The organism is Proteus mirabilis ATCC 29906, assembly GCF_000160755.1.
GTDB classification, from domain to species: domain Bacteria; phylum Pseudomonadota; class Gammaproteobacteria; order Enterobacterales; family Enterobacteriaceae; genus Proteus; species Proteus mirabilis.
Map to the genome: position 1 here is coordinate 627888 of NZ_GG668576.1, position 19921 is coordinate 647808.

Here is a 19921-nt window from a genome sequence, read left to right on the forward strand (position 1 = left end):
TTAACCATTTGGATGAACATTTTAATGTATTTACATTATTATAGTTTACGTAATTATTTTCATTAGTGAGGACTTTAGCCATGGAAAAGAAGTATGAATACCCTGCACCAGCTAACTATCCAGATGTAGTGAATACCGATAAAGGGATTGAAAAGTTAATTACAAAATCAAACCTTGAAGCACTTTTAACAAAAATGGGAGAAGATGGTCATGACGTATCAGCTCCACTTGTAGAACTGATAGCAATGAGAAACTTTATAGTTCAAAAGATGAGAGGCAATAAAAATATAATACCGTTGGTGGAATGTATTTTAGCTGAATTAAAGAAATGAGAACAATGCACCGCTTAAGCGGTGCTATTTATATATTTCGTTAATAAAATCACTTTTTGATTCTTTATATTTCTTACCAAAAAGACTTTTACAAGCATCATCCATTACCAACTCTGCTTTTTTGAGCTTGTCTTTACAGTGAAAAAAGTACAAACATAAGCCTATTGTCACAAAAACAAATAATATAGTTCCGCCACGTGGAAAGATAAAGCTCATAAATACACCAAAAATACAGGCAATAAGAATATATTTTGCTGTATTATAACTAAGCATTGCATCATCATAATCTTTCTGTATTTTTAATAACTTATCTTTATTCCACATGGCGTTTACTCTATTTCATCTGCTCCTCAACCTGATTCAATAATGGTGACAAATAAAACAAGTTTTGGAAAGGTAATAGTTTTCGTACAGATCGCACTTCTCTATCATCAAACTCACCGTTTAATACACCTGATGTGATGTTTTTAATATCACCACCGAGATCAAATGTAGGGCCTAATAATGCACCAATCCCGTTACGGCTTTGATAACGTGATGCTGGTGGCCCACCAAACATAGCACTCATACCATAAGTACCACCGCTAAGGTTTTCCAATACGTTATTAGGCTCACCCAACCATCCCATCATTCCTGACCAGTCTAACCCTTCTTTTACTAAGTTAGCTGGTTCGGTATTAATATCTCGTCCTGCCATTTTAGCCTTGAGGACATAGACTAGGGATCCAAGTGCTACCTGAAGCAATGCTCCATAGTAAAATGATGCATCACCTGATTGTATGCCTGATACCAACGCTCTATTGTGAGTAGCAAAGAAGAAGGTTTTAAACTGCATCACAATCTTACCTAGTTCACTGCTCATCATTAATGGTGTATCACCAATGCCCGGTGTGATAACCGTGGTTCTTACGTCTTTTAATACTGCCGCTTGGAAAGTTTCACGCACAACACGATCATCCCATAAGTGGCTATGTCCTGTTAACATGCCGTCTAAATCTTCACCGTGTCGCTTAAACTGATCTGCTATACGCTTTAGCATTGATTCATCGATACCAATATGAGCGAGTTTCTTTATTTCTCGTTTACTTAACGAACCACCAGCATCTAAAGTGTTTGCTGCTTTCAGTACCTTAGATTGAGTAATAAGCCCAGACCACATTTTCATCGTGTCTGTATATTGGTTCATTAATGTAAAGTTACCAAATTTCTGTGACGACCATTGTAAGCCACGTTCTAAATAGCTACGCCTACTGTATGGATCGCTAAGGTCAGCAATCACCTTAGAGCGACTGGATAATACATATTCAAGACCAATACCCATTTCACGTAAATCAGCTTTAGCAATACGCATAGCACCAATATCAGTTAACATCTTACTCAATGGTTTTAACGCACTACGTAAACCGTGTTGCATAATCGGACGAGCCATATCAGGCAACGATGATATTGTCATGCCACCTAATAAACGTAAGAAATTAACGTGACGAGCCACACGACCAGCACGAACAAAAAAACTAGAGGGATCTTTAGGTGCTCCGTAGGTTCCTAATAGACGGTCACGCATAGCACGAATATCACGTAAATCAGCCTCTCTTCTCGCTTCTAATCGGCTACGTTCTTTAGGTGTGGTTGCATCAGCAATAAGTTGGTTGTATTCCTCTGTAATCGCTTTGATTTGATTATCCATATCAACACGACCAAATTTCGCCGTGAGTTCAATTTCAGGCGCAACTTGGCGAATATAGTTTTCCATCACATAGTTAACATCTGATTCGAGATAGTCTTTAATACGTTCATCAGGAATGTTAAGCGTTCTATCTTTTGTAAAACCAGCACGTTTAACTAACCCATCAGGGATCAGTTCACTGGGTACAATGCCAGACGGGGCACCAATAATTTTATTAATGATATCATCTGCTGCCGCATCTAACTCTTCGCGCTCTAAAGGTGTCAGGCGATTTAATGCTGATTGTCTAATTCTGTCATGGCGAGTTAATGAATTTGCAGTTCGTGTTAAACGACGATGTTCATTTCTAAACTTGCGAGGGTTATCAAGAATATCAACACTACGTTGTAATGCAGGTAATTTATTCTCAGCATCATTAATACGTTGTAACTTTCTTTGTAATGTTGCCTGTCTTCTTGTTTGTGTTTTATTTAGCTTAGTAAGGTTAGAAAGTGAATTTAGCTCAACTTCTACCGCGTTCTTTTCATTAATTATTTTTTGATATTTATTAATATCATCCATCAACAAAGACTTTTTACCCGACCAACTCTCAGCCTCTTTAATCTCAAGCCCTAAACGTTCAGCTTGTGGTGATGCATTGCGTGCTTTATCAATACCGATTTCAGCACGATCAAGGCTACCTTTGGCTTTATTTATCGAGGTTTGATTAATCTCTTCTAGCCAGTCAGCAATGATTTTCTTAAATTCAGTACGATCATTTAAAATTTTGTCGAATTTATAAATACGAGGGAAGTAGCTTTGTGCTGTTGTCACCTTTACACCTTCACGTAAGATCCCTAATTCAACCATTCTATCTTTGGTTACTTCGACAATAGGTCTAATAGAACGTGCCGCCTCTGCCACTTGTGGTATCGCATGAGTATCACCATTGCGCATAGCATCACCAACAGCTTCACTAAATTGGTAATAATTCATATCACGGCCACCAGATTGACGATATTGTTTAAAGTGGTCTTTCGTTGATTCTACTTGTTTATAAACGAGAGTTTCATAACCTCTCACTTTTGTTTCAACAGCGGTAAATGTCGCAATACCTTCTTCATTTTTAGCAAAGGTAAAGTTATTTTCTGTGAGTTGTTGGTTAATTTGGCGCGCTGTTTTAGAGGGGGATTGAGCAACACGGCCAACAGGGCTAACATTCATCGTACGATTAATAAATGATGGCCCTTTTAAGGTTTCTTGTTCTAATGTGGTGTTAGGTACTTCCATTGCACCAATACTAGAATTATCAGGAATATTATTTGGAATATTTTGTTGCCCTGATTGTTGTTCTCCAATTAAATCATTTCTTACTTTTGTTACCAATTCACCACGGTTTTTTACTAACTGTGCGGCTGAACCTAGGGTTCCACCGATCATGGCGTCAAGTGTAATGTTAATTGCACTTTCAGTTAATGTTCGTGTTTCTTGGGTACTATGCAATGCCATTTCAGAAGCTACACCACCAGCGATATTTGCCAATGCAAACTTACCTGCAGTTGTGGCCACACTGCCACCTTTTACAATGGCTCCCCCTGGTATCATCATTGCAGCAACATTAATTGGATCAATAACCCCCATAGCAATACTACTCACAACACCAGCACCGCCAGCATCTGCTAACATTTGCTTATCGTTACGCTCACGATCAATACGTTGTTTTATTGCAGCGGTTTCTTGAGGAGAGTTTGAATGAATAAAGGCATCGGCATAGTCTTCATAGCCTGAAAGCGTTAATTCATCTTCAAATGGGTTATAGCCTTCTACATCTTCAAATTGATTAAAAGGTGCAGTAGCAATCAAGCTACCCACTGAGTTATCGATACGAAACGCCGCATCACGTAATTCTTTAGTTTGCCGTCTATCATCAAGCGGATTAATAGGGTCATACCAAGACGGTGAAACATTATCACCGTAAGTAGGTTCTGTTTGCTGAACAGCATGAATATCCGCAGATAAAATATCATCAGGTTGTTGTTCGTAAATAGGCATCAGTTTTTATCCCAAGAAAAATAATTATTGAATTTATTTACTCGCTCATTGTGAGCTTCTTTATATTGCTCACGGATATTTTGACGACGTTCATCAAATTCTGAGCGTGATTTATCCAATGCTTCTTCTCGTTCCCTTTTATCCTGAGCTTCCTTAACGCTTTGTTGGCGTTTTTCCATTACCTCTTTATACATTGGTGATGATGACTGTTCTGGTTTAAAGCGAATAGGCAAGCCGTTATCTCCCGTGTATGGACGATAAATAGGGATATCATCACTACCGGTTTGTTTTATCATTATGCCGTAACTGTAGTCTCTGGGGGTCACTGCATCAGAGACAATAACAATATCAGTATCAGAAGAAGCGCCACCAAATGATTTAGACATTAATTGCTTTTTCTCTTCTTCCCATTGACCCGCGATCCAGTTTCCAGCACCTGATTCATTAATACCGTATACGGCTTCTGGTGCATAACGCATAACTTCTTCACTGCCATTGATATTAGATACCGCCCACGTTCTTTTAATTTGAGCGTTAGTCATTTTCTTGGCTAGTTCTGCATCACCGCCTGTTTCAGCAAAGTTAGCGTCATACAGTGTTTGATAGTCACGTAAGTAAGCGCCATTTTGAGTACCAGGCTTACTAACGCTTGGTGAAGAAAATGGTTTATACCAAGGGTAAAAATCATTGATATTAGATTGCGCTGCTTTATCTCTATCCTTGATATATCCTTTATCCCTGATTTGAGAAGCGATCATTTGTTTAGTGCGTTCATCTTGTTCAAATGTCGTCTTAAATGCAGTTTCTACCGCTTTATCATCAGGCATACCCGCACGACTTAAACTATATACTTTTGAGTAATATGCCATTGTGCTTGATGGAATATCAGTTGCTGATGCCGGATTGTTATCAAATATCTGCCCATACATTTTCGCGATAGGAAGAACAACTTCAGGATCTTTAGATGTTGCCCCCATATTCAATACAGACTTAACTTGTGATGGGATAATCCCTGTCCTTGCTGTAAGTTCGGCAACGGCATTTAAGCTATTATCATCACGTAAATTAAAGCTCTGCTGAATATGTTTTTCAAAGTAATCATCTGCTGCCTGCTGATTATTCTTATCATTAGGATCAAGTGGAAAATTATTTTGAATGGAAAGCTGTAATCGGTTAGCTGCAAACTGTTTATCTTGTTCCTTGATATTACCTTCAACGAACTTACCAAATTTCTCCCAACGTTGAATTTTGCTTTCGTAGTTTACCTCACCCGTTTGAGGTCTAATTTGTGATAACAAAGCTTGCTGTGCTTGTGGAGACATCTCTTTAGCTGCTGACATAAAACCAGCATAACGCTTAGCTTCTTGCATATCAGCAGACATAGCCGAACCTTTGTCATAGCCAAACGCAGAGATTAATTCATCATGAGTAGGCGCATTAGGTGCTTCAAGCCCTCTTTCCCATGCTGCGTAAGAGTCCGCTACACGAGTACCGAGTTGTTGCTGTAACTCACCTTGTTTTTGCTTGCGTAGCTGTTCTGCTTGTCGTAAATATTTTGCTTGGTCAGCTTCATCTAAGGCATCGAAAGCAGCAGATCCGGTTAATAGTTTTGGTGCTTCTGATGTCGCTTGTAACTCAACAAAACCAAGTGCTGACTGTATGCCTGTTGCTATCTGCTCATCAGTGTAATTAACACGGTTACGCCCATTCTCTTTATACATTATCGCTGTCGATAAATGCGTTAAGGTATCTAAATTCGTTAAATCTAATGGTTGATTAGGTGCAACACCAAGGTAATCAGATACATACTCAATGTATGCTTGAGTATCATTATTATCTTCTGGTGGCGCCCAACGATTAATGATCTGCTCTGGTGTAACAAAACCCTGTCGAGCATAAGAAAGTAGATTTTTACCTAATGCTCTAATACCGTGCTCAGGTGTGGCAAACTTAGCAAATGCACCATCATCACCGGTTTGCCCTACCCATTTATTGCTAGATATACGAATATTACCAGGGTTGTTGTTTCTAACACCTCTTGTATCACCGTTACTAGGTGTATACATATTCTCTTGCTGTTTATGCAGATTATCAGCGTAAGCAGTAGCATCTTCAGGGTTATCAAAAATCCCTAAGTGCTTACCTGTTTGCTCGTATAACGCAATAGCTTCATCATCAGATAACAGCTTGCCATCGTCACTTACGGTAGGTATCAGCACTTCACCATCATCGGTACCAATAGAAATCGTTCTTACTGTACTAATTGAGCCGTCTTCGTTTTTAACTGTTGGCCTATTGAGTAAATTAATATTACCCTGTTGGGTCATTCCTTTAACTTTACCAACAGTACCACCATAGAACGCATTATTTCTGGTAGCACCACCAAGGCTTGAAGGTTCTCCATTTCGTTCTAAGAACCCCATATAATTAGCACCGAGTTGGTTTTCAATCGCTTTACGTGCAGTCGCTACTTTGAATTCTTGTTTCTTGGCGAGGATCTGCTCTTCCCCCCAGCCATGCGATAATCCAAACTCTTCTATTTGCTGAAACACTTGTTTATGTGCAGAAATATAAGCCTGATTATCGCCGTACATTGATGCGGCAGACTCTGCATTTAATGTTAACGTTGATTGAAACTGGTCTTGTTCATAAGCTTTGATTTGCCCCATCTCATGACGATTCGCTTGTGATGCAAACTGAACACCCATTTCTTGCGCTTGTTGCATAAAGCTTTGTCGAACAATATCGTCAGGTAATGTTGATGATATTTCACCAGCATAATCACGAAATGACTGCTCATACTCAGACGCTTTACCAATCGCATTCTTACCTTGCTGTGAAAGTAATCCATTTTGCGGATCGGTCATCAGTTCATTGGCTTTTTGTCGTAGCTGTAATGCGGCATCTTGCGCCAGTGCGACATTGGCCCTTTGTTTTGCTTCTGCAAACAAACCAACATATTGCTCACCAACACGACCAATGCCAGCGCCAAAAGCATCAGGCGATGATTGAACAGAAAACCCATTATTCGGTAACTGTTCAGGCATAACCGTTCTATTATCGTATGTAGGAACCTTTGGCATAATTAAAATCCTTTTGGTGCTTTAGCGAATGTTTTGCCGGCTTTCGCAGCACCTGAGCCACCACCACCGAACGGACTCCATGTACCACCAGCCAACTGATACGCGCCATAAGCTTGAATAGGGGCTGTTAATAACGTTGTCATTGCACCCATATTGCCTGAGCGTCTTGCCATTTTTGCATTAAGGCGATCATTCTCAGCTTGCATACGATAGCCATACGCTTCACGAGAAGCGTTATTAACCATAGTTAACGCATCAAGCTCACCCATTGCAGCAGTATCACCTAAAATATCTAAAGCCCCAGCAGTGCTTAAATCAATGCCACTGGCTGACATTGTTGCTGCCTGTGTACCTGCTAATTGGCGAGTGCGTCTACGCTGTTCTTGTGCCTGAGCATTGCCTTTATTAATTGCATCAAGTGCAGCATCTTCATTAATTTTGGCGTTTTGATTAGCCACTGATGCTTGAAATTTACCATCGGTATATTGTCCGTATGCTTGCAATGCAGAAGTACCAATTACTGCTGCCGCTAATGTTGTTGGTTCACACATTATTTAGCCCTCAATGTAAAACGATGGAAAGGTAACTGAAGTAAACCTGTTGGCTTTGCTTCTTCAATCTGAAACCCCAACCAATGGAGCCAAGCCTTAGCAATATGATTACGTTCATCGACATAATTCATCAGTGTTGGGTATTGCCCTAACATCTGTTTTAAGATGGGTTTACAGCGCCGTAGAAAAGTTTTCTGGTGTTGCTCTAATAAATCAGTCCCCACTAGCCAAGGGATACCTAAACCAGTAAGTAATGAGCCAGAAGCAACACCAAAAATAGTCACCACCTCATCATTAATAATGCCGACATAGGCTTTAGTAGAAACAGATAAGCCATGTCGTAATACCTGCTCAGGTGTTTGCATTGACATAGCGTAGAACTCATCAACATCAGCTTGTCTTACATGTGGTAATAAACGAACAATATGTTCATGAGTAGCAGGAATAATTTGTACATGATGTTTTTTCATATCAGAAACCACCAGCATCAATACGCGGAATAACAGAGAGCACCGCTAACGGTAACGGATCAACCTGTCTAATAAAGACACGTCCGTTTTTGCTCCAATCTGCATCTAAATTAATTTCAACAATGCCTGTGGCATCATCAACAGGATTGTCGTAAAACTCGAATTGACGTTGAGGATACTCATATAGCCGTTCTTTTTCAGTACCAGCCCAAATACCCCGACTACTATTTACAATTAAGCTGGCAACCTTAATAAGCTTCTTCTTATCAAGTAATGTTTCTTGCCCATTGATATGGATATCAAGCGTTTCTAATTCGCTGGTAATAGGTAATCCGATATGTACTACGGCTGATGGCGTATCAATTTCCACTGTACCATTGGTGACAATGGCCTGCGGTGAAACATTAGCATCGGAAAGAATATTAACTGTCTTACCTTCAAGATGATTTAAGCCAGCAAAGCGATAGCGGGCTATGCTCCATTCAGTAGTGGGCGTATTTTGTAATACTGGTGGAATATTGCGATTAGCAGAAATAACCACTTGATTTTCAGATACATATTGAACAATCTTACAGCGAAGCTCTTTATGTTCATTATCTTCAAAATAAGGAATATTGACGGCACTACCAATATCAGAAGCACTAAAGACCGGATCACCTGAAATCACTAATGGATAGTTTTCTTGATAGTTCCACTCACCCGCTCCACCAGTGATGGTTGCTGTTTTTGATATATCAGTATTTCTACCGTCATAACTTAAGCCAGAATCCACAAAGAAAGCATCTTCTGTACGAGTAAATAAACGGCTGGCTAATCGTTCTACATACCGAACCTGTTTACCGTTTACTGTGCGCTGAACAATAAAATAAGCTGAATCTTCATTGCCTTCACTGATCGAACACGTTGACTCAAATTTCCCTTCTGTCGATTGTGGCGCCCATGCAAAAACTTGTTGTTCTCTTAAATAGGTTAAAGCCAGCATTAACCCATCGTCACGTATGCACCATGCAATAGAATATGGAACCGTAGTAAATGACCAATCAACAATACGGTGGCGTTGAAATAGGTGATTTGCCAACATAGTTAAGTCAGTGCCTTGATACCCATCCACATCAAAGGAATACGATAAATCACGCACAGCACTGCCTTTCTCTTGTATATAAAGCGCAATGTTCGCAACAGAGATTGGAGGTAAATCACTTGAACCGTTAGCCCCTTGTGATGACATTGAAAAACTGGAAGGTGTAAGTACTTTATTCTGATCGCCTGTGATTTGATATTCACCACCAGAGGTCAATGCCACCAGCGAACCGACATCGATCAAATGGCGAATTTCATTTACTTGACGACCTGCATACGTGTAGATAATGCGATCATCATCTTGGATAGGGTTGTTGCGTCCAAAGTCTTTATAGTCACCGCTACGACTGGCCCATATCGTTTGTGGATAGGCACGAGAGCCGGCAAAGAATAAACGTTGTTGGTAATAAACAACGGTGCTTGGATAACCATCAACATCATTCCACACTGCACGCGCCCATTTATGGCTTGCATTATCTTCACCAACGGCATTGGATGGAATATAAGAGAGCACCTTTCCTGTGGCTGTTTTGCCATCTTCACTAACAGTTTCAATTTTTACGATACCAAAACCACTATGCAAATATTCCCACTGGATCCCTGTATCACCACCCCAACCATCCCAACTCATTCCTTCCGTGTGAGAAGGTCTTAGTGTTCCTGTTTTACCGCCACTATTGGCACGATAATAGTTACTGTCAGCACGGCGTTGATCATTAAGGTTGGTTGTTTTATCTGTTTCCCATACAGGAACCGCATCAATATCACGTTGCTCTAAATAGAACTGTTTACCTATTTGCTCGCTACCAAAAATATCATGCGTAGACGTTAACGTAATTTGCCCTGTGCTTGCACTGGCATAGACTTTCATTGCCTTATCGGTATTGATATCTTCAAAGGGGCCGTTCTTGGTTTCAACGGAGACTAACTTCCAATCATCATGATCGTAACGCTGTAACTCCATTGGTGGATAATCAGTATGAACAATCGTCATAACATCGGCTGATTGCGTATACTTCAAATCAAATAAATCAGCTTCTTTATAAGGTGTCGCTAATTCAAACACTTCGCCTTTATGTTCACCATCAGCATAGAGAACCTGCCCACCATCTTTAAACACGCGAATATAACGATCACCAAACTCTAACGCATAGGTTTGTACGGTGCTGAATTGGAAAGGAATAAGGCGAGACTTCTTATTTTGATACTTTGTTTCAGCAATAAATCGTGTGCCTGGTCTATTCTCAACGCCACCATATTGACGAACAATAAAGTTATGGCACTTGCGCAGTGCAGTTGAATACTTCGCAAGATCAACACGACCATATAGGCTTGGTGCAATTTCACCGCCTGAAAAACTAGGTTGAATAAGACTAAATGACATTATGACAACCTCGCTTGTGTGAATTCATCCATATAATCAGTTGGCTCTGCTGACTCACTTAATGAATGTGCGGCCGCGCTTTTAATAACACCTTGATAAATTTGTAGTGCTTCACCACCAATACCCGCATTTGATGCCAATGGACGAGCCAATTCAGCCGCTAAACGCCATGCAAGCGCATCTTTAAATAACGCATCAAACATATTTACGTCAGTAATACGTGCAACATATTCAAGCCATGCACTAGGGTGATCAGTAAAAATTAATCGACCAGTACCGTTTTCATCTGAACCAACATGAAAATGGATTGCCGTATCTGGTCTACGGTACTTTTGATGAGGTTCGACAATACCAATGGCTTTTAGGCAATCATTAGGATAACGATAGGCATACGCCCAATTAGGTGGGGGATTATTTGTATTGGCTAATGCCACCTTTTTAGTCGCAAAGTTCCAAGGAAAATCGGCAAGCACACTATCACGGCATTGCGCATAATGAAGGTTACATTGAACGGCTTCTTTGCTGGCTTCAGTCATGCTATTAATTGAACGACTATTACCAATGCGACTTAATGCAATATTGCAAATTTCAATTTCTGAGGCCATTACTCACCCCCATCAAAAAGAACATCTGCCGTTGATTTTGTGTCGCCTGCACCTAGAGCCAGATCGGTTATTTGTAACTCTACATATACTGACTTCTTACCTTCACGTTCATTAATGGATTTAGACAGTATTTTGGCAACAGCAGACAGCTCAATACTTTCACCAACATCAGGAATAGAAACACCTAATTTTTCTATTGTGTCGTTTTCAAGTGAAATACGTAGCCCGTATGGATATTCTTCACGAGTTTCTTTTTCACCTTTGGCATTTTCATACGTTTCTGTGCTGGTTTTTAGGTTGATTAGTTTCATTGGATATCTCTCGGCTCAGGTAGAAAATAAAAAAGGGGCTTTCGCCCCCTTTATCATCGGGGGTTAAACCCCAAGTTCTTTCCGCTTTTCATCTATTGCGGTGCGCATTTTATCTGCGCCCATATTGTGATGAGGTGCTTTACCAAATAGCTGGGTATATTGCTCACGAAGCGCATCAAGGCTTGAATCAATTGCCACACCTGAACCGCTAACAGCAATATTACTTATTCCTTCACCAGTATTATCACCAGCTCCATCAGCCACACTATGAGTATTAAGTCGAGCATCAGCGCCACCAATTAACGCTAAGTTATCACCAGCTATACCGTCGTACTCAACCTCTTCATCGATTTCAAGTAGACGCCCAGCGATAAATGATTTTTTTAAAACCTTATATCGTGACATGTCAAACCTTATTGAGTTACAGCATCGTAAATAGGATGAGCATCAACAGTTAGGTTAATGCCCGCAGTGAACTTACCCGCCGTTAATGGACCTTCTGCAACAACATATTGCAGGCGCAGGTACTTCAGAACGCCTTGAGGTACTTTCGCCACAATACGTTTACCTGCATTTAAATCAGCAATTGGCATTGCCGCAGATTCAAAGATAGATTTAGCATCAGAGAATTTATCATCTGTCGCGGTTTCTAACTTAATTTGAACAGTCGCTTCACCTGCTGCTTTAGCCTGTTCAGTCACTTGTGCAAACAGCTCTAATGGCTCACCAATACCGATATCACGAAATGTACCATGCACTGGCGTTAAGTCGATAATTTGCTTACTTACAGCAGATGCAGTAACCGCCTGATCCAGTGAAAAAAGCGTTTCTTTATCTAAAATCATTTTGACTATCTCCAAATAAATGAAAGTTAGCGGAGCCGTTAAACGACACCGCAATAACTTATTTCACCTGATCTTCAGTCGTTAAGATGGCATCAACACGGCGAACAGGAATTTCATCGAATGAAACAACTTTCTTACCGGCAACTTCTGCCATGGAAATATTGACGTTTTTACTGTTTTTAATTTGGCGACGCATCCAGCTACGAATTTGCTGGTTACAATAAAAAACAGGACGCCCCATAGAGAGGTTAGGGATCTTCTCAATTGCTTGAATAAACAAGTCTGGCAAATCGAGTGTGTCCGCTTTTTCTGGATCTTTACCAATTTTGGATAAATCAATATTGGCGATACGGACAACATAACGCCAGTCACGAACTGAGATACCATTTTTCCATTGGAAGTGAGTACGAAAGCCTTGGTATTTACCTTTGTTCTCATCTTCTAAAGTAACTTCGCCTAAATGGTTTTGCTCTAAACCTGCTTTAGAACCTTTAGGGAAAATACCGTGAACCGTGTTTTCACCCCATACGACTAACCACACAGAAGTTAAGTTACTGCCAGTACCACCAGCATCAATGATATTGACTGCATTCTTTGCTTTCATATCGTTAAAGCGTGCAGCTAATCCCGTAAAGCGCTGAGGATGAACCGTAGCATCACCATAAATAACTGTTTCAGCCATTTGCTGGTTCATTGACTCTAAGAATGCAATTGATTCAGACAATAGAAATTCATTCTTTTGCCCGTTCAAGTTAGCAAGATCTTTATCAACTTCAGAATAGGTTTCAAGCATACCAATCGCATCAGTAACCTGTGCTGTGGTTGATTTGCTTGGCGGTACACCATAATTAAGCAAACGCCATGTCGCAGATGGTAAACCAGTACGAACGGTTGTACGGTGACCCGTTGGTAAATTACCTTCAACGAAAACCATATCATCAAGAATTTCATTAGACTGATTCAGCAATTCGACGATCTTCGCTTGCTTGCTGTCAGGGCCTTGTCGTTTAGCCCAATCAACGAGAGTTAAAGCAGGCATGTTATTTCCTCTTTGTTATCCAAATAAAACATCAGCAGCACTTTTACTGCCGTTACTGTTGCCAGTGACAAGACCGTCCTCTGACATTGCTTTGCCTATCTTGGCAAAAGCCCGAATAATCTCTGGGTGATTACCTAACCCTGTTTCTGTTAAATACAATTTCAAATCATCAGAACCATAGGTATCTAATGCCTTTTGTGCTGCACCAATAGACTCATTTGATCCTAATTCTTCATCTGCTTTAACAGTTTCAGCCCATTGCTCAGTCTGCTTTTGCCAACCATCATTGATTTGTTTCTGAATAGCAGGCATGATTTTAGAGCCATAAACATCAACCAGTTTTTGCGCTTGTTCGTTGTTTAAATTCAGCTCACGAGCAATCGGCTCAAAGACTTCTAATGCACCTTTATCAAGCTCTTGCCCTTCTTCTGGTGCTTTAAATTCATACTTTTCAGGCGCACCTACATCTGATTTATTGGCATCATTTTTCTTATCATCCGGCTTGCCCTGCTCTCCACCATTCTCTTTTTCAGTGCTTTTAGTAGGATCATCACTGTTTGCTGGTGGCTCATTTTTATCTGTTGCTGATGTTTCTTGAGTAGGTTCCGTTGCTGTACCGCCACCGCCTTCACCTCCCTCGCTGTGTTGCTCGTTATACAAACGACGCATAATTAATTTCTGCCATAAGTTCATGACTGTTTCTCCCCTTGTTAAACGCTTGGTGTAGTTGCTTCATTTGCCATTTGCGCATAAAGCTCAGGGCAAACTTGGTGTAATTGATTGAAAACTTTTAACCCATAGTTACGTTCTCCCTCTCTAAATGCCATTGCATAGGGATCATTAGAAAAAGAGCTACGAAATACGCCAGAGTCAGAAATCAAACGCCAAATAACAGCACGCCCAGCTTCTGTGGACATAACCTCTTTTAGCTGTTGTTCCTCTTTCTCTTGCCTATTTTTTTGTTGAATATCGTATTCAGTGCGAGCAATTCTCTCGTCTTCATACGCATCGAATGGATGTGTCATTGAGCACCTCCACCAGCCATAGCGGACAAGGCACTATCATTATCAAGATTGGTATCACTGAGGGTTTTAGCACCATCAATAGCGGATTGAGCCATTTGCATCTGTGCCATTTGTTGTTGCTGTGCTTGTCGTTGTTGACGTATGGCTTGCACTTGCTCATTGGTTGCAACGATTGTTGGAGAGACACCAATTGCCGATGCATAGTTATCAATAGCATCATCAGCGTTAAGTTTATCTAGGGCCTCTGGCTTAACTTTTGCCAAATTGCCAACAAAGCCAGCAAAGCGTTCGATACTGCCAACGCCAATCGATTTCTGTGCCTGAGCCATTACAGAAATGTACTCAACCTTTAGATCCATTCCCTGCATTTCATCAGGCGCAACGGGAAGTAAATTTTTATTTACCAAGATTGAGAAAGTGCGATTAATCAGCTTGTCGAGTAACTCAGAATCAAGGCGTTGCAGAACAGGCCCTAATTGCAATAGCTTCTCTTCTCGCATCTCAACAACGGCTTCAATCGGCATAGAGCGCGTATTCACCATTTGCATCATGCGGAATAAATCGACAAAGTAAGCGGTATCAATCAGTTGACGGGTATCTTGAACATCTTCAAGTAGTGCTTTCAATGCTACGGGTTGAACATCAAAAATCGTTTGAATTTTATTAGTAGGATTTGCCTCATCAAGATAGTTAATGCCTCCGGGTATGGTATTTACCCGTTGGTTTTTTAATGAGGCTGGCACTTGTAAAGGTGGATTGGTCAGCTTATCAATCATCTGCGCTTTACGCTTTTGCATTAATTGAAGCGCTTTAGTACCACCTAACGCCAACATACCAGGGCAAGATGAACCGTAAACATCTTCACCATTGACTTCCCAACGTGGCGCCATAATAGGAAATTCATCATAGCCAGACTCACGTAACACTTTCTCGTGATCACCCGCCACTTCAAGATAAACGGATTTAAAAGGCTTGTGCTTCGCCTCTAACTTTCCTGTTTGTCGTTCAAGGTTTGGATATACGGCATGAACCACTTCAATCCATTGGCTGTACTGGCTTGAATTCCACATTGATTTAACAGTGTCGCTAACGCTATCAACCCCGAACTCCATTACCAACTGGCGAACGGTCATCGTAAATTTGCGATAGCAAACATCAACACTCAGGCTTGGGCTATTTGCAATGTAGTAACTGCCAAGAGGGAAATGAACGGTACGGATAATACGCTGGCTATCTTCAACAACTGCCATTGCTGCAGTGCCAAAGGTACCTAAATCCCCATACATCAACGGTAATGACTGATAGAGATTAGAACGATTGAACACTTCGTTCATGCGTTGTTCGGTGGTTTCGAGCCAAAGTTTTACAGGACCATAATCCATTAAGTCAGGATCAGGTGTTGCTAAACGAAACCAAGGACGAGCCGGACTTGTAATACCTGACATCATGCCACTGGAAAGCACCGATGAAGCCAAAGACGCCGTAGGGTCAATGATCTTACTATTACGGCGATCACCTCGATTAACATCAGACGCAGTAAAGCGCGTACTGCGAGGACGAGTGAAATCTGACAATTCACGCCAATGCGGTTCAAATGAGCTACGCTCTGTTTCCAACTGATTAAGTTGTTGCAGTAGCTGTTCTTTCAATGGCGTTGACATAGTCACCCCTTATTGACCAAGTAAGGTTTTACCGCTGGTGGATGCTGAACTTGTCGCACCCTGCGCACCTGTTAGTAACGTAGACTTACGACCTGCGGCTGCACGGCGACGACGCATTTCATCATCACGACTACCCGTTACTGCCGCATCTTGTTCTTGAGGTGCTGCCTGAACAGCAGGAGGAGTTGTAATTTTTGGAGTATTGCCAAATGGATTACACATATCGACACACCTTTATAATTAACCAATATTGCATATTAAATTAATAATACATGTTATTTGACAATATTGAAAATTATAACTACCATTTTAGTTATGCAATGCCACTGCATTTTTTCTCGGTATTGTTACCACGACAGCGTGCTTTACCTTAGGACTGTTTGCCCTCTACTCCAGAGGGCTTTTTTTATGCGAATGGATCGTAATCTGAATTGCTGACATTAACGCCAGAATGAGGTGAGGAATAATTTCTATCTATTTTGGTGACTGGATAGGCGAATGTCAGTGCTAGTGCATCACCTTTACCCGGTGAACGACCAAGACGCTTTTTAATTTCTGTTTTATCTTCTAGTACAATCTTGCTATCAATAACACGAACTTTGTATTCACCACATGACAAATCATCTGCGGTTTCCTGATCATCAATAGCCCCACCAATTTTTAGCCATGTCTTAACGCTGTTATACATTTCACCGCGTTTGTTTAGCATTTGTGGATCTGTTGATGCACCACCAAACTTAACTAAACGCCACACACGACCCCAACTTGTTCCAATGGAGTGAATGCCGGTACCATATCCAAAGTCGATATGAACAGCATCAGCCTTGTATTGATCTTCAAAGTCAGCGATACGCTTTGCCATAACAACATCGTCAGTTGTTTTAAAGCCCGTCCACAAGCACTTACTGAATAAACCTTGACGCAGATAAATTACTGCATCATCAATACCAGAATAGGCAGGGTCAACACCAATGATTACAGGCGCATGAGCAACTTCTGCCTGTGTGACAATGCGCTTCATGGCTTCATCCGTTAAACCTGTTGGGATAAACTGTAGTTCTGATGCTGACGGGAACACACCACGAACACGGACTTTAAAGAAGTCGCTATCTTCTCCGTAGTCCTCTTCCCAGTTTTTAATCTGCTCTTTGTTGCTACCTTCAACGGTACGGCTATCAATCTGCTTAGTATTCCAACGATGTTTAAACTTACGAAAGCACTCACGAAAGCGCCCTGTGTTACGGGTTGGGTTACCAAATGCTATCCAAATGATTTCGGTGCCTTCATCCGTTAACGCCCCTTCTGCCACCTCCCATACCAGATCGGCAATGTTAGACGCCTCATCAAACACCAAGATAATACGCTTACCTTTGTTGTGAAGCCCTGCAAATGCCTCCGTGTTGTTCTCTGACCACGGTACCGCATCAGCACGCCAAGCATTAGCGTGATTAGGATCATTTGAATAGATAGCTGTCTTAGTGCAAGTAAACCAATTATTGGTAAGTGATAGACGTTGCCATTTCGCTATTTCTGGCCACGTTTTAGTGCGTAGTTGATTTTCGGTGTTAGCAGTGACGACTACCTTACAATCTTCGCAGGTATCCATACCCCACTTGATGATCATTGAAATAAATGCAGATTTGCCGATACCATGACCAGAAGCACGAGCAAGTAACAATGGCTGGTGGCGTGTCTTTGGATTACGCAAATGTTCACCGATTTCATTTAATGCTTCGGCTTGCCACTGACGAGGACCATTATATTCTTCAAGCTCTCCACCAGCTTCCCCCCACGGAAATGCGTAATACGCATAACCTAATGGATCATGCGTAAATGATGCGATATCTTCAATGAGTTGTTCTTCTGGTGACTTCTGCAAAGCTTCTGACATTACTCAACGCTCCCTTGCTGAGCACGTTTACGAGCAGATGCCAACTTATCAGCCAATGATACATTTACATCGACCTGTACCCTGTCTCTAAAGGCATTGATATCAACATGCTTACCAATCAGCTCAAGTACCTTAATTTTATCCAGTAACTTTACTTTTTTAATACGTGTATCACCGTCAATATCAATGATATCGAATGCAGCAACACTTTTACGCCAAATAGGTGACCATTCAGATATTGGTTTAATATCGCCTTTCTCATTAAGAATATCGGCAATATCTGCATCAAGCATATCAACCAAGCGTTTGAGTACATTGTCAGCACTCATCTTGGTTCGCTTATTGCGCTGTTGCATAAGTTGTGCGATACGCTCTTGAATACGGGGATCAGCCATTAGTTGTGATGCGCGCTTGCAAGCACTGCCAGATGCATATCCAGCAGAGATTGCAGCATCAGTTTGATTATCGGGGGATTTGATATATTCCTGACAGAAACGTTCCATCTTGTCGTTGATAGGCGTTGGCTGTCGTGCAGGTTTCTTTCTTGGTCTTTTGATAGTCATAATCATCACCTCTTTGGTTATTATGGCTATTCAAAATGTAACATTCAAATTTTATAAGCATTACCTAAACTTATTTGGTTGACAAAATCGCGTCAACCAAATTTCTATTTTGCTATCGTTCTGTCAACCAAGTTAAGCTGTAATTCGCGATATCCATAAGTTAACCAACACTTAGCATCACCAGATAAACAGCATTGCTGAACGGGTAACTGCTCACCACAACGCTCACACTTACGCTTAGATAGTTCCTCAGCTTGTCGCTTATACTCCGCATCATCTTTACGAATAAGTATCTGCAAGTATTCAACATTATCATACGGTTCACGACCAGGCATACGTAGAACACAATTACGCTGTAACATCTCCAGCTCCTGATTATCCACCAGCAATTCAATCTTCGTTACGCCAAGTTCCTTTTGGCGCTTACGTTGTAGTGCCTTGCGTTCAGCAGGTGATTTAGCCATTTGCTAGCTCCTCAGGTATCTCAACTTCATCACCTATCTCAAGCATAACAACCGCTCGGCAAATAGCTTCTTGAGCAGTATTAGCAGTGGCATAATCACCCATTAAATGTGGCGGTGATGCATAGCAATAATTAACCCCGTCAACTTCTTCAAACATTAAATCAATCCAGTAGTTATTTATAAACTCACCACACTTTAACCAGTCGCTAGATGGGTTATATACGCAGTTATTAACATCAACAATAAACTCTTTTCCAATACGAACATCAACACAAACGGCTTTACCTACCGCAAAATCAAGCGCTAATCCTTTTAGTTTTGAGGTTTTAATTTTCATCATTCACCCTCTGGCATTGGTGGGAGCGGCAGATCGCACCAGCAGATAACGTCTGAATAATCAAACCACTGTGATATTTTTATGCTGTAAAAACCGCATCCTTCATCAATCCTCCATCCCGCGTGAGTTTCACCGTCCGCATAGAACAAAATTAACTTAACCCTCTCTGGATGTTTCTCACTCACCTTAACCCAATTAGTTCCCTGCATTAGATGTCTCCTCGCCCTTCAGTGGCTCAAATGAAACCAACTCAAATGTAATTTCACGATGGTAATCGTAATAATCAGTAGTTGGTTTTAGTGTATAAACGCCCTCACCTTGAAAGTAATCTTCGCCCGTTAAAACGGTTGATATTTCATCTTGAAAATCTCGAATGTCAGTTGCGTCAAAATCACCATGACAACCCTTTAAATAGACCTCGTTTTCGTCATCAACAGCGTGATGAATTACAACAATAGTTCCAAATGGGATTTCCTTTTGCTTGTTCATCTAAAAATCCTCTTGCGTGACATGTCACAGTTATTTGAGTTATTGAATAAGCCTAATAGCATCAATTTCTTGG

Annotated in this window: 22 protein-coding genes; 1 reads left to right on the top strand and 21 read right to left on the bottom strand. The window is 41.0% G+C overall.

The window, feature by feature from the left end:
• Positions 1 to 80 precede the first annotated feature (80 nt).
• The gene (locus tag HMPREF0693_RS02910; protein ID WP_004243332.1) at positions 81 to 332 is read left to right on the top strand and encodes a hypothetical protein; all 252 of its coding nucleotides are present in this window, start codon (positions 81 to 83) and stop codon (positions 330 to 332) included.
• Positions 333 to 356: 24 nt separating this feature from the next.
• Here HMPREF0693_RS02910 and HMPREF0693_RS02915 read toward each other — a convergent pair whose 3' ends face one another.
• From HMPREF0693_RS02915 to HMPREF0693_RS03015, 21 genes are all read right to left on the bottom strand, one after another.
• Positions 357 to 656, bottom strand: a complete 300-nt coding sequence (locus HMPREF0693_RS02915; protein ID WP_004243333.1) for a hypothetical protein — start codon at positions 654 to 656, stop codon at positions 357 to 359.
• 10 nt (positions 657 to 666) lie between these two features.
• A complete protein-coding gene (locus HMPREF0693_RS02920) occupies positions 667 to 4050 on the bottom strand; it encodes a hypothetical protein (RefSeq protein WP_004243335.1) in 3384 nt (1127 codons plus the stop codon).
• Entirely contained in the window at positions 4050 to 7133 is a 3084-nt protein-coding gene (locus HMPREF0693_RS02925; protein ID WP_004243336.1) for a hypothetical protein, read from the bottom strand. Before HMPREF0693_RS02925 ends, HMPREF0693_RS02920 begins: the two co-directional genes overlap by 1 nt.
• 2 nt (positions 7134 to 7135) lie before the next feature.
• Complete coding sequence (locus HMPREF0693_RS02930; RefSeq protein ID WP_004243338.1) at positions 7136 to 7684, bottom strand: hypothetical protein; 549 nt, start codon at positions 7682 to 7684, stop codon at positions 7136 to 7138.
• Complete coding sequence (locus tag HMPREF0693_RS02935; protein ID WP_107337200.1) at positions 7684 to 8154, bottom strand: hypothetical protein; 471 nt, start codon at positions 8152 to 8154, stop codon at positions 7684 to 7686. Before HMPREF0693_RS02935 ends, HMPREF0693_RS02930 begins: the two co-directional genes overlap by 1 nt.
• Position 8155: 1 nt before the next feature.
• Positions 8156 to 10618 carry a phage tail protein gene (locus HMPREF0693_RS02940; protein WP_004243340.1) on the bottom strand — a complete coding sequence of 821 codons (2463 nt, stop codon included), beginning with the start codon at positions 10616 to 10618 and terminating at the stop codon, positions 8156 to 8158.
• Positions 10618 to 11223: a phage connector family protein gene (locus HMPREF0693_RS02945; protein WP_004243342.1), complete on the bottom strand. Its 606-nt coding sequence runs from the start codon at positions 11221 to 11223 to the stop codon at positions 10618 to 10620. Before HMPREF0693_RS02945 ends, HMPREF0693_RS02940 begins: the two co-directional genes overlap by 1 nt.
• Complete coding sequence (gp10, locus tag HMPREF0693_RS02950; RefSeq protein ID WP_004243343.1) at positions 11223 to 11534, bottom strand: capsid staple protein; 312 nt, start codon at positions 11532 to 11534, stop codon at positions 11223 to 11225. The genes HMPREF0693_RS02945 and gp10 overlap by 1 nt, the downstream gene beginning before the upstream one ends.
• Positions 11535 to 11597: 63 nt before the next feature.
• Positions 11598 to 11939, bottom strand: a complete 342-nt coding sequence (locus HMPREF0693_RS02955; protein WP_004243344.1) for a hypothetical protein — start codon at positions 11937 to 11939, stop codon at positions 11598 to 11600.
• Positions 11940 to 11947: 8 nt separating this feature from the next.
• Positions 11948 to 12379, bottom strand: a complete 432-nt coding sequence (locus tag HMPREF0693_RS02960) for a Bbp16 family capsid cement protein (protein ID WP_004243346.1) — start codon at positions 12377 to 12379, stop codon at positions 11948 to 11950.
• 58 nt (positions 12380 to 12437) lie between these two features.
• Positions 12438 to 13418, bottom strand: a complete 981-nt coding sequence (locus HMPREF0693_RS02965; protein WP_004243350.1) for a major capsid protein — start codon at positions 13416 to 13418, stop codon at positions 12438 to 12440.
• A gap of 15 nt (positions 13419 to 13433) precedes the next feature.
• Positions 13434 to 14111 carry a hypothetical protein gene (locus HMPREF0693_RS02970; RefSeq protein WP_004243353.1) on the bottom strand — a complete coding sequence of 226 codons (678 nt, stop codon included), beginning with the start codon at positions 14109 to 14111 and terminating at the stop codon, positions 13434 to 13436.
• 17 nt (positions 14112 to 14128) lie between these two features.
• Complete coding sequence (locus HMPREF0693_RS02975; RefSeq protein ID WP_004243354.1) at positions 14129 to 14443, bottom strand: Bbp19 family protein; 315 nt, start codon at positions 14441 to 14443, stop codon at positions 14129 to 14131.
• Positions 14440 to 16104 (bottom strand): portal protein, encoded by a 1665-nt coding sequence (locus HMPREF0693_RS02980; RefSeq protein WP_004243355.1) that lies wholly within the window; start codon positions 16102 to 16104, stop codon positions 14440 to 14442. The genes HMPREF0693_RS02975 and HMPREF0693_RS02980 overlap by 4 nt, the downstream gene beginning before the upstream one ends.
• A 9-nt stretch (positions 16105 to 16113) precedes the next feature.
• Positions 16114 to 16326 carry a hypothetical protein gene (locus tag HMPREF0693_RS02985; protein WP_004243356.1) on the bottom strand — a complete coding sequence of 71 codons (213 nt, stop codon included), beginning with the start codon at positions 16324 to 16326 and terminating at the stop codon, positions 16114 to 16116.
• Between the two features lie 184 nt (positions 16327 to 16510).
• Complete coding sequence (locus HMPREF0693_RS02990) at positions 16511 to 17995, bottom strand: hypothetical protein (RefSeq protein ID WP_004243357.1); 1485 nt, start codon at positions 17993 to 17995, stop codon at positions 16511 to 16513.
• Positions 17995 to 18558 (bottom strand): terminase small subunit, encoded by a 564-nt coding sequence (locus HMPREF0693_RS02995; protein ID WP_080047821.1) that lies wholly within the window; start codon positions 18556 to 18558, stop codon positions 17995 to 17997. Before HMPREF0693_RS02995 ends, HMPREF0693_RS02990 begins: the two co-directional genes overlap by 1 nt.
• Before the next feature lie 104 nt (positions 18559 to 18662).
• Entirely contained in the window at positions 18663 to 19022 is a 360-nt protein-coding gene (locus HMPREF0693_RS03000; protein ID WP_004243359.1) for a hypothetical protein, read from the bottom strand.
• A complete protein-coding gene (locus HMPREF0693_RS03005) occupies positions 19015 to 19359 on the bottom strand; it encodes a hypothetical protein (RefSeq protein WP_036932155.1) in 345 nt (114 codons plus the stop codon). The genes HMPREF0693_RS03000 and HMPREF0693_RS03005 overlap by 8 nt, the downstream gene beginning before the upstream one ends.
• Complete coding sequence (locus HMPREF0693_RS03010; RefSeq protein ID WP_004243363.1) at positions 19359 to 19568, bottom strand: hypothetical protein; 210 nt, start codon at positions 19566 to 19568, stop codon at positions 19359 to 19361. The genes HMPREF0693_RS03005 and HMPREF0693_RS03010 overlap by 1 nt, the downstream gene beginning before the upstream one ends.
• Positions 19555 to 19848 carry a hypothetical protein gene (locus tag HMPREF0693_RS03015; protein WP_004243365.1) on the bottom strand — a complete coding sequence of 98 codons (294 nt, stop codon included), beginning with the start codon at positions 19846 to 19848 and terminating at the stop codon, positions 19555 to 19557. Before HMPREF0693_RS03015 ends, HMPREF0693_RS03010 begins: the two co-directional genes overlap by 14 nt.
• Positions 19849 to 19921 lie beyond the last annotated feature (73 nt).